Below are 15048 nucleotides of genomic sequence, written 5' to 3' on the forward strand. Positions count from 1 at the left end.
CGAGAGCGGAGAGGACCGGGGCGCGGCGCCCGGCCCGGCGGGCCTAGGGCAGGGTGGCGACGAAGTTCTGCTGCTCGAGGAAGTTCAGCCGCGCGGCATGATCGTCCAGCCGGCACAGCATGAAGCCGGACAGGCCGACGCCGACCCGGCGCGTATCCGCGGCGCCCAGGCGCGAGAGGTCGATGCCCTCGCCGGTATCCAGCTCCACATCCAGCGGGCCCGCATGATCGACGGGCGGTAGGTCGAGCATCAGCGTCGGGTGCTGGCCGGGCTCCACCGTCACCTCGAACTGGGCGACGGGCCTTCCCTGGCTGTGGCAGCGCAGGTTGAGGGTCAGCGGAACCGGCGGCGAATGCATCTGGAGGTAGAGGCGCAGCGCCGCGCCGCCGGCCTCCGGCGGCAGGGCCAGCCTGAGCGTGCTGAGGCCGCCACGGCACCACACGCCCCACTCCTCCAGCGGGTACCAGCCCGGCCCGTGCCGGGCCATGTCCGCCACGGCGTAGTGCAGATCGGGGCGGGTGAGCGCGCGGCGGCGGCTGAGGTAGCGCTGGCCAAGGGCAAGGCTGGCACGGGCTTCCGGCGGCTGTGGCGGCAGCGCCGCCAGCGCCTGCAACGCGCTGAACACCTGGTCCTTCACCGCGCTCCAGCTGCGTGGCCGGCCCTTGTCGAGCACCACCGCCTCCCGCTCGGCGCGGAAGGCGTCGTCGAACATCACCCGCTCCAGCAGGGCCTCCAGCTCGGGCATGTTCTGCGGCGTGAAGTAGAGTGCCGCCTCGCCGCCCGCCTCGGTCAGCGCGGAGTGGCGCGGCGTGACCACCACCTTGCCATGCGCCAGCGCCTCGGTGATGGGCAGGCCCCAGCCCTCGTAATGGCTGTTGTAGACGGTGAAGGAGCAGCGCTCGTAGAGCGCGTCCAGCTCCAGGTCGGAGATGCGCGAGAGCAGCACGACATGGCGCTGCAGCTCGGGCGCGTTCTGCAGCAGGTTCAGCGCCGCCTCGGCGTGCCAGCCGGCCTTGCCCACGCAGACCAGGCGCGGCACCCGGGAGGGGCCGTGCCGGCGCAGCAGCTGCAGCCAGGCGCTGAACACCAGCAGGTGGTTCTTGCGGCTCTCGATGGTGGAGACGAACAGGGCGAAGCGCTCGCCCGGCCGCAGCACGCGCAGCGCCGGCATCGACATGTCGCCCGACAGCGCGGCGACGCTGCGCGGGTCCGCGTCGAGCCGCACCACATGGCCGGGCAGGGTGAAGCCGGGCTGCAGCCGCGACATCTGCTCGGTCACGTCGCGCAGCGTGTTCTCGGAGTTGCACAGCAGGCCGTGCGCGTGCAGCCCCAGGGCGGAGAACCAGCGCGCGTAATCCTGCACCATGCTCTGCAGGCAGTGCTCGGGCACGATCAGCGGCACGCAGTCATGCACGAAGGGCACGTAGCGGACGCCGTCGCGCTCCTGCACGGCGCGCAGGGCGCGGAAATACTCCGCGAAGCCGAAGGAATTGCCGAGATTGACCAGCAGCGCCCCGGGCGCGAAGGCGATGGGCGGGGCCTTGGCCACCTTCTCGCGCAGCGTGTCGCGCGCCTCGGTCCAGTCCGGGTCCTCCGTGTCTGAGCCGGAGGCGGAGAGGGCGCAGAGCGTGGCGAAGGCCGCGCCGTCCACCGGGTGCCAGTTCAGCTCCGCCGGGTCGAAGGCGGCGAAGGACAGCTGCAGCCCCTCCGGCGGCGCCTCGGCGATGGCGCGGTTGACGATGCCGATCTGCACCCGCTGGATGCCCGTCGGCGTCCGCGCGCCGTTGAAGTAGTCCAGCACGTCGCTGACATCGAGCGCCACCGAGACGGCCGCCCCCGGCGGCGAAGACGCGGCCGCCGCCGGGGGGGGCGCCTCCGTGGCATCCGCCGCGGCGGAGGCTGTGGGCGCGGGGAGGAAGTCCGCAGGAGGCGAGACCGCGCCGCCGGGCGGGGGCTGCGCCAGCCAGGCCTCGCTGGCCCGGGCTTCACGCTGGGCCTCCGCATGGCCGGGGTCCAGCGCCAGGGCCCGCGCATAGGCCAGCGCCGCGTCCCGGCGCTGGCCCAGCAGCTTGTGGGCATGGCCGATCTGCAGCTGCAGGTCCGCATCCTCCGGCGCCTGCCGCTCGGCGTCCCGGTAGCGGTCCAGCGCGGCCTCGACCTTTCCGGCCTCTTTCAGGCAATGGCCTTCCTGCACCCGCAGGGGCCATGCCTCCGGCCGCAGCAGCACGACGCGTGCATAGAATTGCGCGGCCTGCAGCCATGCGCCCTGGTCGCGCCGGCTGTCGGCGGCGGCCAGCAGCTGGTCGGCATCGTCGGAGTTAAGCTCGGCGTCTGATGTCATTGTGTCCGGTTTCGTAATCCACGCTTCGGGGGGAAGGCAACCTCGTGTCGGCGGCTCAACGATACCATCGGCCTTAATGTTCCGGCAGGGCGCCACCACCGCGCAGCACGGCCTCGGCGGCGGCGGACCAGCCATCCCCCTCGTGCAGCACCAGCCCGGCCTGGATCTGGTCCGGCCCCCGTCCCAGCCGGTGGCCGCGCAGGAGCACGCGCCGCGCGGCCTGCCCCGCGCGTGGCCAGAAGGGGATCAGCACCACCTCGGCGCAGCGGGCGGCGCGCAGCGCGGCCGCGGCCTCGGCGAAGCGCGCCGCCGGCAGGATCAGGCTGAGGCTGCCCCGCCGCTCCAGTGGCGCCGCCAGGGCGCGGGTCCAGGCGGCGAGGTCCGGCCCGGCGCCGGCATGGGTGGCGCCGGCGCGCATCGCCTCGGGCGGCGGGCTGCCGCCGGGCCAGTAGGGCGGGTTGGCGAAGGAATGGTCCAGCCGGGGCAGGGCACGCCGAAGGGCAGGGTCGGCGATGTCGCCCTCCAGCACCGTCACCTGCGCGGCCACGCCGTTGAGCGCGGCGTTGCGGCGCGCCAGCGCGGCCAGGGCGGGCTCGCGCTCCACCGCGAAGACGCGCAGCCCCGGCACGCGCGCCATCAGGCACAGGAACACCGCGCCGCTGCCGCAGCCGCCCTCGAGCACCGTCTGCCCCGGCCGGGCCGGGATGCCGGCGGCCAGCAGCACCGCGTCCAGCCCGGCGCGCAGCCCCTGGCGCGGCTGCAGCAGGCGCACGCGGCCATCCAGCAGCCGGTCCTCGGCCAGTTCCTCCGCCGCCGCGAGGCTCATGCCGGGGCCTCGCCCGCCTGCCGCAGCACGGCCAGGGCGCGGCGATGATCCTCCTCCAGCACCGCCAGCCGGCGCGGGAAGGCACCGATGCCGCCATGCAGGGCGCTGACATGCGCGTCGAGCTGCACCGCCGTGATGCCCGCATCCGCCAATAGCGCCACCAGGAAGGAGAGACGGACCGGATCGGGGCTCTCAACCAGGACGCGCATCGGGTGTGGATCTCCGGCATGGGGCCATGGGCCGCTCGGCCGGCGCCTTGCTGCCCGGGAACCCGGTGGGTATGGTGCGCGCCCCAGCACAGAGGTCAATGGCCGCGTGAGCTTTCCCGCCGCGCCGATGCGCACCGCGCCCGATACGATGCCCAGCACCCCCCCACGCCCGGATGCCGAGGATGCGCTGACCGCCCTCATCGGCCTGGTGCGGGAGGATCTGGAGGCCTGCAACCGCCTCATCCTCGAGAAGATGCAGAGCCCGGTGCAGCTGATCCCGCAGCTGGCGGCGCATCTGATCGCGGCCGGCGGCAAGCGGCTGCGCCCGCTGCTGACCCTGGCCGCCGCCCGCCTCTGCGGCTACCGGGGCGAGCGGCATGTGGGCCTCGCCGCCTGCGTCGAGTTCATCCACACCGCCACCCTGCTGCATGACGACGTGGTGGACGAGAGCGACCTGCGCCGCGGCCAGGCCAGCGCCAACGCCGTGTTCGGCAACCAGGCCAGCGTGCTGGTGGGCGACTTCCTGTTCGCCCGCGCCTTCCAGCTGATGGTGGCGGATGGCTCGCTCGAGGTGCTGGACATCCTCTGCTCGGCCGCGGCCACCATCGCCGAGGGCGAGGTGCTGCAGCTCGTCATCCAGAACGACACCTCCTCCACCGAGGCGCAGTACCTGGACGTGATCGAGGGCAAGACCGCCGCCCTCTTCGCCGCCGCCACCCGCGTCGGCGCCGTCGTCGCCGACCGGCCGCGCATCGAGGCGGAGGCGCTGGACAGCTATGGCCGCAACCTCGGCATCGCCTTCCAGCTCGTCGACGATGCGCTGGACTACTCGGCCGAGCAGGAGCGGCTGGGCAAGACGGTGGGCGACGATTTCCGCGAGGGCAAGATTACCCTGCCGGTGCTGCTGGCCTTCGCCCGCGGCGACGAGACGGAGCGCGCCTTCTGGCGCCGCGTGCTGGAGGAGCGGGAGCAGGGCGAGGACGACCTTGCCCATGCGCTGGCCCTGATGCAGCGCCACCGCGCCTTCGAGGACACCATCGCCCGCGCCCGCCACTATGGCGACCAGGCCCTGGCGGCGCTGCAGGGCTTCCCCGACTGCGCCGAGAAGCAGGCGCTGATGGATATCGTCGAGTTCTGCATCGCGCGGGCGCGCTGAGGCGGGGGAGGGGAAAGCCTCTCCGGCTCCACGCATCCCCGAGAAGCCCCTGGGCGCTGCCACCGCAGCGCCCTTTTTTATGCCTTGCGGCGCAGGGTGCCTGCCTTCTATCGTTGTGACATGTCAGTGACACTAAAAGAGACCTGTCATGTCGATGCTGCTGCCCGTGGAGATGCCGCCCTCGCTCACCGAGCAGGCCGTCACGGCACTGCGGCGTGAGATCCTGACCACCCGGCTGCGCCCCGGCGAGACGCTGAGCGAGACCGCCGCCGCGCAGATGCTGGGGCTCGGCAAGGCACCCGTGCGCGCCGCCCTCGCCCGGCTGGCCGAGGAGGGGCTGGTGCAGGCGGTGCCGCGCCGGGGCTGGATCGTCTCCCTCGTCACCATCCGCGACATCCACGAGGTGTTCGGCCTGCGCCTGCTGCTGGAGCCCGAGGCGGCGCGCCGCGCCGCCGGGCGGGTGGATGCCGAGGCGCTGCGCCGGCTCGACGCCGTCTGCGCCTGCGGCTACCGCCCGGAGGACGAGGAGAGCACCCACGCCTTCCTTGACGCCAACAAGGCCTTCCACGTCGCCGTGGCCGAACTGTCGGGCAATGGCAGGCTGGCGCGGCAGATCGACCGGCTGCTGGACGAGAGCACCCGGATGCTGGCCCTCGGCCTGCGCCGGCGGGACCGCACGGGCGAGATGGCGCATGAGCACCACGCCCTGACCGAGGCGCTGGCCCTCGGCCGCGCCGAGGAGGCCGCCGCCATCATGCACGAGCAGGTCGCCGCCTCGCAGGCCATGGTGCTGGCGGCGCTCACCGCCCCCGATTCCGCCACCGTCATCTGAAGGCCGCGCGCCCATGTCCTTCATCGCCCCGAATCCCGCGCCGCTGGCCCCTCCCTTGGCCGCCATGCTGGCCGACATCGCCGCCGCCGCCCGCGCGCCGGAGGCGGAACGGCCGGGCCGCGTCGCCGCCGCCCTCGCGCCCTACCTGGCGGTGCCCGACCTGCTGGCGCCGGGGGCCTGCCCCTGCAATCCGGAGCGCTATGTGCGCCACCTGCTGCACGCCGACCCGGCCGGTGGCTACGCGGTGGTGGCGCTGGCCTGGCGGCCTGGGCAGATGAGCCCGGTGCACGCCCACCGTACCTGGTGCGCCCTGGGCGTGTACCGTGGCACGCTGACGGAAGGGCACTACGCCCCCGGCCCCGGCGGCACCCCCCGCCAGACCGGCAGCGTGCTGCGCCCGCGCGGCGCCACCTGCCACGGCCCCGCCGACCCCGCGCTGATCCACCGCCTCGCCAATCTCAGCGGCGAGGAGGCGGTCTCCATCCATGTCTATGGCGTGCCCTATGAGCGCTTCGGGGCGGATGTGAATCTGGTCTACGCCGATTGATGGGAGCAGTCTGGACGGCAGACCGATAGCCGGAAGGAAGCCCCGCCTTGGCCGAGACCGCCGCCGACCTGCCCCCCAGCCTCTGGGCATCGAGCGCCCCGCCGCCGCCGCCCTCGGCCAGGTGCAGCGCGGCGGAGAGGCCGGTGAAGCCGCCGCGCTGCACCTGGCCGAGGGCGGCGCCGACACGGTGCTGCTGGAGGCGGCGCAGATCGGCTTCGGCGCCTCGGGCCGCAACAACGGGCAGGTCATCCCCAACCTGTCGCGGCTGGACCCGGACGACATCGTGGCGGGCGTGAAGCCGGAGCATGGCGGGGCGGAGAAGGGGGAGCAGCTGGTCGCCCTGATCCGCGACAGCGCCAGCCTCGTCTTCGACCTGATCCGCCGGCACGGCATCGCCGCCGAGGCGGTGCAGAATGGCTGGTTCCAGCCGGCGCACCGCCCCTCGCGCATGAAGGTGGCGGAGCGGCGCGTGGCGCAATGGGGCCGGCGCGGCGCCCCGGTGCGCCTGCTGGGGCGGGAGGAGACGGCCCGCCTCGCCGGCAGCGAGTTCTGGCATGGTGGCTGGGAGAACCCGACCGGCGGCCGCATCAACCCGATGGGCTTCGCGCGTGGCCTCGCCGCCGCCGCCATCGCCGCGGGGGCGCGGGTGCACACCGGCAGCCCCGCCACCGCCATCGCCCGCACGGAAGCGGGCTGGCGGGTGGAGACGCCGCGCGGCGCCGTGCTGGCGCAGCGCCTGATCGTCGCCACCCATGCCTACACGCCGCCCGGGCTGTGGCCGGGGCTGGAGCGCAGCCTGGTGCCGGTGCGCTCCTACCAGATGGCCACCACGCCGCTCTCCGACAACGTCCGCAAGACCATCCTGCCCGAGGGCCACGCGCTCTCCGACACCCAGGGCGACCTGCACTTCTTCCGCTTCGACGCCTCGGGGCGGCTGATCACCGGCGGCGGGCTGATCCTGCCCTTCGGCTGGGACGGGCGCATCCGCGCGCGCATCCGGGCCCGGCTCCGGAGCGTGTTCCCGCAGATCGGCGATTTCGACTTCACCCATGCCTGGTGGGGCTACATCGCCGCGACGGACGACAAGGCGCCGCATCTCTACGAGCTGGCGCCGGGGGTGCTGGCCTGGACGGGGTGCAATGGCCGCGGCGTGGCGCTGGCCACCGCGCTGGGGCGGGAGATGGCGCGGGCCAGCCTGGGAAAGCCGCTCTCCGAGATCGCGGCGCCGGTGGAGACGCTGCGGCGGATCGCCGGCCACGCTTTCGCGCCGCTCGGCGTCGCCTGGAACCAGGCGCTGTTCCGCTGGAAGGACCGGCGCGACTGAGGGGCAGGGCCGGGGAAGCGCCCCGGCCCCGGCCGCGTCACGCCGGGTGCTGGTCCGGCGCCGCGTCGCTGTTGAGGGCGATGTACTTGGGCAGGCCGATCTGGCGGATCAGCTCGAACTGCGTGTCCACGAAGTCTGCATGCTTCTCCTCGTCGATGAGGATGCGGACGAACAGGTCGCGGGAGACGAAGTCGCGCGCGCTCTCGCAGTAGGCGACAGCCTCGCGCAGGTCGGCGATGGCCTTCTCCTCCAGCTTCTGGTCGCAGCGGAGGACTTCCTCGACATTCTCGCCGATCAGGATCTGGTTCAGCCGCTGCACATTGGGCAGGCCGCCGAGGAAGAGGATGCGGTTGATCAGCTCGTCCGCGTGCTTCATCTCCTCGATCGATTCGGCGTATTCGTGCCGGCCGAGCTTGGTGACGCCCCAGTTCTCCAGCATGCGGGCATGCAGGAAGTACTGGTTCACGGCGGTCAACTCATTGGTGAGCTGGGTGTTGAGGTGCTCGATTACCTTGGGGTCGCGCAGCATGGCGGCTCTCCGTCACGAAATGTCCGGACGACAGAGTGGCCGCGCGGCCGGAAACCGTCAAGTTGTTGTATTTCCTTGAAAACGCGAGTGAGAGACGATCTCAGTCGCCCACCGCCACCTGGCTGGCGCCGGCCGGCTGGTCGCGGATGATGGACAGCATCGTGCCGGTGCAGCAGCCGCATTGCGCGTTGCAGTTGCAGGCGGCGTAGACCTCTTTCGGCCGGCGCGCGCCGTCGGCGATGGCGTTGCGGATCTGGGTGTCGGTCAGGCCGTTGCAGAGGCAGACATACATGAAGGGCACCGCGTCGGAAGGGACGACGCGGTTGATAGCCATTCGCACTTCCAATTGCAAGTCAGTCGCAATCTCGGAGCGTGTCGAGAACGGCCCGCCCGTAGCGCTCCAGCTTGGTGGCGCCGACGCCGGGGATGGTGCCCAGCGCCGTCAGGCTGTCCGGCCGGCTGGCGGCGATCTCGGCCAGCGTCCGGTCCTGGAAGATGACATAGGCCGGCACGCCCTGGGCGAGGGCGGTGCGGCGGCGCCAGTCGCGCAGCGCGGCGAAGCACGGGTCGCCCGCGCCGGCCGCGACGGCGGCATCTGCGGCGCGGGCGCGGGGCACGGGGCGGCTCGCCGGCGCCACCAGCTCCTCGCGGAACATCACCGGCTGCTCGCCCTTCAGGATCGGGCGGGCGGCGTCGGTCGGCACCAGCTCGCCATGGTTCTCCACCGCCACGTCCAGCGCGCCCTGCGCCACGAGCTGGCGGGCGATGCCTTTCCACGCCGTCTCCGTCAGGTCGCGCCCGACGCCGAAGGTGGGCAGCTGGTCGTGCCCGAACTGCGCCACCTTGGCCGTGGTCTTGCCCTGCAGCACGTCGATCAGGTGGCCAAGGCCGAAGCGGCGGCCGGTGCGCAGCACCGCCGAGAGCAGCTTCTGCGCCGCCACCGTGCCGTCGAACAGGCGGGGCGGGTTCTGGCAGATGTCGCACTGGCCGCAGGGCTCGGGCGCGTCCTCGCCGAAGCAGCGCAGCAGAAGCTGGCGGCGGCAGGTGGCCGCCTCGGCAATCGCCACCATGGCGTCCAGCCGCTGCCGCTCCACGCGCTTCTGGTCGTCGCCCGCGCTGCTCTCGCCGATGCGGTGGCGGGCCAGCGCGATGTCGCCCGCGCCGTAGAGCAGCAGCGCCTGGGCCGGCAGCCCGTCGCGCCCGCCGCGGCCGATCTCCTGGTACCAGCTCTCCGGGCTGCGCGGCAGGTCGGTGTGCGCCACCCAGCGCACGTCGGGCCGGTCGATGCCCATGCCGAAGGCGATCGTGGCGGCCATCACCACCGCGTCGCCGCGGGCGAAGCGGCGGTGCGCCTCACGCTTCTCGCCCGGCTCCAGCCCGGCATGGAAGACGAGGGAATCGTGGCCGTCGGCGCGCAGCCACTCGGCGGTCTGCTCGGCCTTGCGGCGGCTGCCGCAATAGATCAGCCCGGCGCCGGTGCCGTCGCCGGCGCGGCGGATGAACTGGCGGATCTGCGTCCGCTCCTGCTCGCGCGGCTGGGCGGCGATGAAGATGTTCGGCCGGTCGAAGCTGGCGCGGAAGAGGGGGCTGTCCTCCAGCCGCAGCTGCCGCTGGATGTCCTGCACCGTGCGCGGGTCGGCGGTCGCGGTCAGCGCCAGGCGCGGCACGGCGGGGAAGCGCTCGGCCAGCACGGTCAGGCCGCGGTACTCGGGGCGGAAGTGATGGCCCCACTGGCTGACGCAATGCGCCTCGTCGATGGCGAAGAGGGCGAGGCGCATCTCGTCGAGCCGCGCCAGCGTCTCCTCGTTCACCAGCCGCTCGGGCGAGACGTAGAGCAGCTTCAGCGAGCCGTCGTTCAGCGCGCGCCGTACCGCGCGCGCCTCGTCGGGGTCGAGGTCGGAGTGGAGGGCGGCGGCGGGGATGTCCTGCTGCCGCAGCGCCGCCACCTGGTCCTCCATCAGCGCGATCAGCGGCGAGACGACGACGCCAAGCCCCGGCCGGCACAGCGCCGGCACCTGGAAGCACAGGCTCTTGCCGCCGCCGGTCGGCATCAGCACCAGGCCGGAGCCGCCCGCCACGGCATGGCGGACCACCTCCTCCTGCATGCCGCGGAAGCCGGTGTGGCCGAAGACCCGGTGCAGGACCTCCAGCGGCTCTTGCGTCTCCCGCATGAAGTCTCCGTTCAGCGCGAAGTCTCCGTTCAGCGCGCCGGGGCCTGCCCGCCCAGCACGATCTCCACCCGGCGGCTTTCCAGCGGCATCATCTCGAAGGGCACCGGGCCGCGCGGCGCCACGCTGATGCGCGCGGCCGGTACGCCCTGATCGCGCAGGGAGTTCGCCACATGCTCGGCGCGGGCGGCGGAGAGGGCGCGGTTGTAGGCCCGCCCGCCATCGGGGTCGGCAAAGCCCATCACCCGCACCGCCAGGCTGGCATCGGCCTGCGCCTTGCGGGCGGCGTCGGCCACCACGGCCTGCGCCGCCTCGTCCAGCGCGGCGCTGTCCTCGGTGAAGAACACGACATGGACGGGCTCCTGCGATGCCTCGCCGCCGGGCATGGCGCAGCCCGCGAGCAGCGGCAGGGCGAGGAGGCCGAGTAGGAAGGGGCGGCGCATGCGCGCGTTCTCCGGTGGGGAGTCGATGGGGACGGCGCAGAGATGCGCGGCGGGCGGCGCAACGTCAACCGCGCGCCCGGAAAGGGCTGGCCTGCGCCGCGGCCACGCACTAGGTTCCGCGCCTTTCACGCAGGGGAGGGGCGGATGGCGCCGTTGTCGCTCGGCATCGTGGGCTTCGGGATCATGGGGGAGCGGCTGGTGCGCACCGCCTTCCCGCATCCGGAGATGCGGCTGGCAGGCATTTGGGATCCTTCGCCCGAGGCGGCGGCGCGGCTGGAGGCGGCGGCGCCCGGCGTGCCGATGCTGGCCGACGCGGCGGCGGTGATCGCGGCCTGCGACGCGCTCTACATCGCGGCGCCGCCGGCCGCGCACATCCCGCTGGCGCGCGCCGCGCTGGCGGCCGGCCGCGCCGTGTTCCTGGAGAAGCCGCTGGCCACCGGGCTGGAGGAGGCGGAGGCCTTCGTGGCCGAGGCGGAGGCCGCCGGCGCGCGGGCGGCGGTGAACTTCCCCATGGCCTCGTCGCCGGCGGTGGCGCAGCTTTCCGCCTGGCGGCAGGCCGGGGCGGTGGGGGCGCCGCAGCGGCTCGAGATCGTCACCGAGTTCGGCCGCTGGCCGCGCGGCTGGCAGAGCGACGCGGCGGGCTGGCTCGCGCGCCGTGCCGAGGGCGGCTTCACCCGCGAGGTGATGTCGCATTTCCTGTTCCTGACGCGCCGGCAGCTCGGCCCGCTGGTGCTGCATTCGGCCCGTGTCACCTATCCGGCCGGCGACGGCGCCGAGACGGCGATCGAGGCGGAGCTGAGCGCCGGCGGCGTGCCCGTGACGCTGCGGGGCGGCGTCGGCCGCATCGCGGAGGACGAGGCCAACAGCTGGACGCTGACCGGCGCGGCGGGGGCGATCCGCCTGCGCAACTGGTCGCTGGCCGAGAAGTTGGAGGCGGGCGGCGAATGGCGCCAGGCGCCGGATGCGCTGCCCAACGAGGCGATGCGCCCGATGGTGCTGCGCGGGCAGGTGGAGAAGCTGGCCGCGCTGACCCGGGGTACGCCGCAGAGCCTCGCCACGCTGCGGGAGGCGCTGGAGGTGCAGCAGGTTGTGGAGACGCTGTTGCGCTCCTGAAAATTTCACGGCTGCGGCGCGGGAAACTTCCACAAAAGCTTCTTCATTTCGGTTTCGGACACGCTTGAGTTGTGATATACCTTTGGTTGCGCGCAACGGCTCCGCTTCCCGTGCCAGGAGGGAAACAGAGCCGGCGCGCCACCTGCCGGAGAGGGACGGCAGGCGGCGTTGTGGCGGGGGGCATGATGCCAGTGCGACTGCTCCACACGGGAATGTGGTTCAACGATGCAATCTGGTTACGATTCGTGGCTCGACATGAAGCGGGGTCGTTGCGCATCACAGGGCGACACGCTTCCACCGGGCCGCATGGCTTCCGGTTCAGCCTTCTCGGCGGGCCGGAAGGTCCGGAGGGAGGCCTGGAGCTAGGGGCTTTTCCGAAAGCTTTGCGGGCGCTGCATGTCCGCCTCCCTAACTCCACTCTGGCGACAAAATAAGCGGGATCGTATCGAAACCATAGCCATCCCGCTCCGATTAAGCCTCCCGGAACGACCGTTTCCTGGATTGCCGGCCGGCATGCGGCCGATACCGTTTCCAATCGCTCTGTCGGGCCCGTCAGCCGGGCGGGCAAAGCCTGTTGAGGACATAAACCTGAAATGCCTGTTCATAACGCTCCGGATCAGTTGATCGGTATTCTGCGCGATACCGTTGTCGCCTTGGTGCGGCGCGATGGGCACGATCTTTCCGCGCGGCAGCTGGGCGTCTTCCTGACCGTCTACATGGGCGAGGGGCCGCACACCGTGCGTGGCCTGGCGGCGACGCTGAACGTCTCCAAGCCGGCGATCACCCGTGCGCTGGACCGCCTGGGCGAGCTCGATCTGGCGCGCCGCAAGACCGACCCGCAGGACCGCCGCAGCGTCCTGGTGCAGCGCACCGTCAAGGGCGCCGCCTTCCTGCGGGAGATCCGCGGCATCATGGTCGAGGCGGACAGCGTGGCGCATGCCGTCTCGCCCTCCGAGCCCGCCAACACCGAGAGCGCCGCGCGCCGCGCCGGCTGAAGGCCGTCTCCGGAACCGCCTGCCGCTCCGGCACCAAGGCCGGCAGCGCGGGCGGTTCTCCGCGCATTCCGCGTGGCATCTCCCTTCGCGGTGCCCGGCCTGTAGCGCCGGCCCGGCGGATCGTCCGGAGAGGAGGGGGGTCGCGCGTCAGGCAGGATGCTTCTAGGCTGGCGGTGCTGTCATCCGCTGCCACGGAGCGTCCCGCATGCCGGATTCCCTGCCCGTCGACCCCAGCCGCCTGAAATTCGGCATCGGCCAGCCTGTGCCGCGCAACGAGGACCCGCTCCTGCTGCGCGGCCAGGGCCGCTATACCGACGACCTCCAGCTTCCCGGCCAGCTCTGGTGCGTGATGGTGCGCAGCCCCTACGCCCATGGCGTGCTGCGCGGCCTCGACACCAGCGCGGCGAAGGAGGTGCCGGGCGTCGTCGCCGTGTTCACCGGCGAGGATCTGCAGGCGGCCGGCTACGGCACGCTCCGCTGCACCATCTCGCTGCCGGGGCTGACCAATATCGAGCGCCCGGTGCTGGCCACCGACAAGGTGCGCTTCGTGGGCGACCCGATCGCCTTCGTCGTCGCCGAGACGAAGGAAGCGGCGAAGGACGGCGCCGAGGCGGTGCTGCCCGACATCGACCCGCTGCCCGCGGTGACCGAGGCCTCCGCCGCCGCCGCGCCGGATGCGCCCCAGCTCTACGACCACGTGGCCGGCAACCAGGTGCTCGACTTCCACTATGGCGATGCCGCCAAGGTGGCCGAGGCCTTCTCCGGTGCCGCGCATGTCACACGGCTCTCGCTGCGCAACAACCGCGTGGTGGTCTGCGCGATGGAGCCGCGCAGCGCCATCGGCGTTTATGACGCGGAGGAGGGGCGCTACACGCTGCATGTCGGCAGCCAGGGCGTGTTTGGCCTGCGCAACCAGATGGCGGGCGACCTGCTGAAGGTGCCGGTCGAGAAGCTGCGCATCCTGACAGGCCATGTCGGCGGCAGCTTCGGCATGAAGGCCTCCGCCTATCCGGAATATCTCTGCCTGCTGCACGCGGCGAAGGTGCTGGGCCGCCCGGTGAAGTGGACCGACGAGCGCACCGGCAGCTTCCTCTCCGACCAGCACGGCCGCGACCATGAGGTGAATGCGGAGCTGGCGCTCGATGCCGAGGGCCGCTTCCTGGCCGTGCGGCTCACCAGCTTCGCCAATATGGGTGGCTACCTCGCCACCGTCGGTCCGCTGATGGGCACGCTGAACTTCACCCGCAACGTCCAGAGCAACTACGCCACGCCGCTGATCGAGGTGGCGACGCGCTGCCTGGTGACGAACACCACGCCGGTCTCCGCCTATCGCGGCGCCGGGCGCCCCGAGGGCAACTACTTCATGGAGCGGCTGATCGAGACGGCCGCCGCCGAGATGGGCCTCGACCCGATCGAGATGCGCCGGCGCAACCACATCCGCCCCGAGCAGATGCCCTACGCCGCCGCCTCCGGCTCCAACTACGATGGCGGCGAGTTCTCCGCCGTGCTGGAAGAGGCGATGCGCGCCGCCGACTGGGAGGGCTACGAGGCCCGCAAGGCGGAGAGCACCGCGCGGGGCTTCCTGCGCGGCCGCGGCGTCGGCAATTTCCTGGAGTGCACGGCGCCGCCGGCCAAGGAGATGGGCGGCCTGCGCTTCGGCGAGGATGGCAGCGTCACCATCGTCACCGGCACGCTGGATTACGGCCAGGGGCACTGGACGCCCTTCGCCCAGGTGCTGCACCAGACGCTGGGCATCCCCTTCGAGCGCATCCGGCTGGTGCAGGGCGATTCCGACCAGCTCATCGCCGGCGGTGGCACGGGCGGCTCGAAGTCGCTGATGGCCTCGGGCGCCGCCATCGTCGAGGCCTCGGCGCTGGTGGTTGAGAAGGCCCGCGCCGCCGCCGCGCATGTGCTGGAGGCGGCGGTGGCGGATATCGAGTTCGAGCCGCATGCCGAGGGCGGCGCGCGCCTGTCCATCGCCGGCACGGATCGCGGCATCGGCCTGCTGGAGCTGGCGCAGCGCCTGCGCACCGAGACGCACCTGCCGGACGGCGTGCCGGAGACGCTGGATGTCTCGCACATCTTCGACCAGGCGCCGATGGCCTTCCCCAATGGCTGCCACATCGCCGAGGTGGAGATCGACCCGGAGACGGGCGTCACCCGCATCGACCGCTACGTCACGGTGAACGATTTCGGCGTCATCGTGAATCCGCTGCTGGTGCAGGGGCAGGCGCATGGCGGCATCGTGCAGGGCATCGGCCAGGCGTTGATGGAGCGTACCGCCTACAGCGAGGATGGCCAGCTCCTCTCCGGCTCCTATTCCGACTACGCGCTGCCGCGCGCGGTAGACGTGCCGAGCTTCGAGTTCATCAGCCATGCCGTGCCGGCCAAGACCAACCCTCTCGGCGCCAAGGGCTGCGGCGAGGCGGGTTGCGCCGGGTCGCTGCCCGCGGTGATGAACGCCGTGGTGGACGCGCTCTCCGCGCGTGGCGTCACGCATATCGACATGCCGGCGACGCCGGAGACCGTCTGGCGCGCGCTGCACGCGCACGCCTGATTCCTTGC

General features: G+C 72.4%; 14 protein-coding genes. 7 read left to right on the forward strand and 7 right to left on the reverse strand.

Translation table 11 applies throughout. The features are described 5' to 3' along the window. Positions 1 to 43: 43 nt before the first annotated feature. From ACZJYS_RS02095 to ACZJYS_RS02105, 3 genes are all read right to left on the reverse strand, one after another. On the reverse strand, positions 44 to 2341 hold the full coding sequence (locus ACZJYS_RS02095) for a glycosyltransferase family 4 protein (RefSeq protein ID WP_493175459.1): 2298 nt from the start codon (positions 2339 to 2341) through the stop codon (positions 44 to 46). 73 nt (positions 2342 to 2414) lie between these two features. Beyond that, a complete protein-coding gene (locus ACZJYS_RS02100) occupies positions 2415 to 3167 on the reverse strand; it encodes a tRNA1(Val) (adenine(37)-N6)-methyltransferase (RefSeq protein ID WP_493175461.1) in 753 nt (250 codons plus the stop codon). After that, positions 3164 to 3376: a putative signal transducing protein gene (locus tag ACZJYS_RS02105; protein WP_109515379.1), complete on the reverse strand. Its 213-nt coding sequence runs from the start codon at positions 3374 to 3376 to the stop codon at positions 3164 to 3166. The genes ACZJYS_RS02100 and ACZJYS_RS02105 overlap by 4 nt, the downstream gene beginning before the upstream one ends. Before the next feature lie 127 nt (positions 3377 to 3503). Between ACZJYS_RS02105 and ACZJYS_RS02110 the strand changes: the two genes are divergently transcribed. From ACZJYS_RS02110 to ACZJYS_RS02125, 4 genes are all read left to right on the forward strand, one after another. Then, positions 3504 to 4532 carry a polyprenyl synthetase family protein gene (locus ACZJYS_RS02110; protein ID WP_493175528.1) on the forward strand — a complete coding sequence of 343 codons (1029 nt, stop codon included), beginning with the start codon at positions 3504 to 3506 and terminating at the stop codon, positions 4530 to 4532. Positions 4533 to 4680: 148 nt separating this feature from the next. Further along, positions 4681 to 5364, forward strand: coding sequence for a GntR family transcriptional regulator (locus tag ACZJYS_RS02115; RefSeq protein WP_109515381.1), 684 nt, complete (start codon positions 4681 to 4683; stop codon positions 5362 to 5364). Between the two features lie 13 nt (positions 5365 to 5377). Further along, positions 5378 to 5911, forward strand: a complete 534-nt coding sequence (locus ACZJYS_RS02120) for a cysteine dioxygenase family protein (protein ID WP_493175462.1) — start codon at positions 5378 to 5380, stop codon at positions 5909 to 5911. 121 nt (positions 5912 to 6032) lie between these two features. Next, complete coding sequence (locus tag ACZJYS_RS02125) at positions 6033 to 7235, forward strand: NAD(P)/FAD-dependent oxidoreductase (RefSeq protein WP_493175463.1); 1203 nt, start codon at positions 6033 to 6035, stop codon at positions 7233 to 7235. 37 nt (positions 7236 to 7272) lie between these two features. Here ACZJYS_RS02125 and bfr read toward each other — a convergent pair whose 3' ends face one another. The 4 genes from bfr to ACZJYS_RS02145 all read right to left on the reverse strand — a co-directional run bounded on the left by bfr (position 7273) and on the right by ACZJYS_RS02145 (position 10375). After that, positions 7273 to 7764, reverse strand: a complete 492-nt coding sequence (gene bfr, locus ACZJYS_RS02130; protein ID WP_109515384.1) for a bacterioferritin — start codon at positions 7762 to 7764, stop codon at positions 7273 to 7275. Between the two features lie 100 nt (positions 7765 to 7864). After that, positions 7865 to 8098: a (2Fe-2S)-binding protein gene (locus ACZJYS_RS02135; RefSeq protein WP_245906069.1), complete on the reverse strand. Its 234-nt coding sequence runs from the start codon at positions 8096 to 8098 to the stop codon at positions 7865 to 7867. A gap of 19 nt (positions 8099 to 8117) precedes the next feature. Beyond that, positions 8118 to 9935 carry a DNA helicase RecQ gene (gene recQ / locus ACZJYS_RS02140; RefSeq protein ID WP_493175466.1) on the reverse strand — a complete coding sequence of 606 codons (1818 nt, stop codon included), beginning with the start codon at positions 9933 to 9935 and terminating at the stop codon, positions 8118 to 8120. A 29-nt stretch (positions 9936 to 9964) separates the two neighbouring features. After that, the gene (locus tag ACZJYS_RS02145; RefSeq protein WP_493175468.1) at positions 9965 to 10375 is read right to left on the reverse strand and encodes an OmpA family protein; all 411 of its coding nucleotides are present in this window, start codon (positions 10373 to 10375) and stop codon (positions 9965 to 9967) included. A 144-nt stretch (positions 10376 to 10519) separates the two neighbouring features. On the opposite strand from ACZJYS_RS02145, the gene ACZJYS_RS02150 reads away from it, so the two are divergent. From ACZJYS_RS02150 to ACZJYS_RS02160, 3 genes are all read left to right on the forward strand, one after another. Beyond that, on the forward strand, positions 10520 to 11488 hold the full coding sequence (locus ACZJYS_RS02150) for a Gfo/Idh/MocA family oxidoreductase (RefSeq protein WP_493175470.1): 969 nt from the start codon (positions 10520 to 10522) through the stop codon (positions 11486 to 11488). A 593-nt stretch (positions 11489 to 12081) separates the two neighbouring features. Beyond that, complete coding sequence (locus ACZJYS_RS02155; RefSeq protein WP_379648321.1) at positions 12082 to 12483, forward strand: MarR family winged helix-turn-helix transcriptional regulator; 402 nt, start codon at positions 12082 to 12084, stop codon at positions 12481 to 12483. Between the two features lie 205 nt (positions 12484 to 12688). Further along, the gene (locus ACZJYS_RS02160; protein WP_493175472.1) at positions 12689 to 15040 is read left to right on the forward strand and encodes a xanthine dehydrogenase family protein molybdopterin-binding subunit; all 2352 of its coding nucleotides are present in this window, start codon (positions 12689 to 12691) and stop codon (positions 15038 to 15040) included. Positions 15041 to 15048: the final 8 nt, after the last annotated feature.

The sequence above is a fragment of the Roseomonas sp. TS2 genome (genome assembly GCF_058833935.1).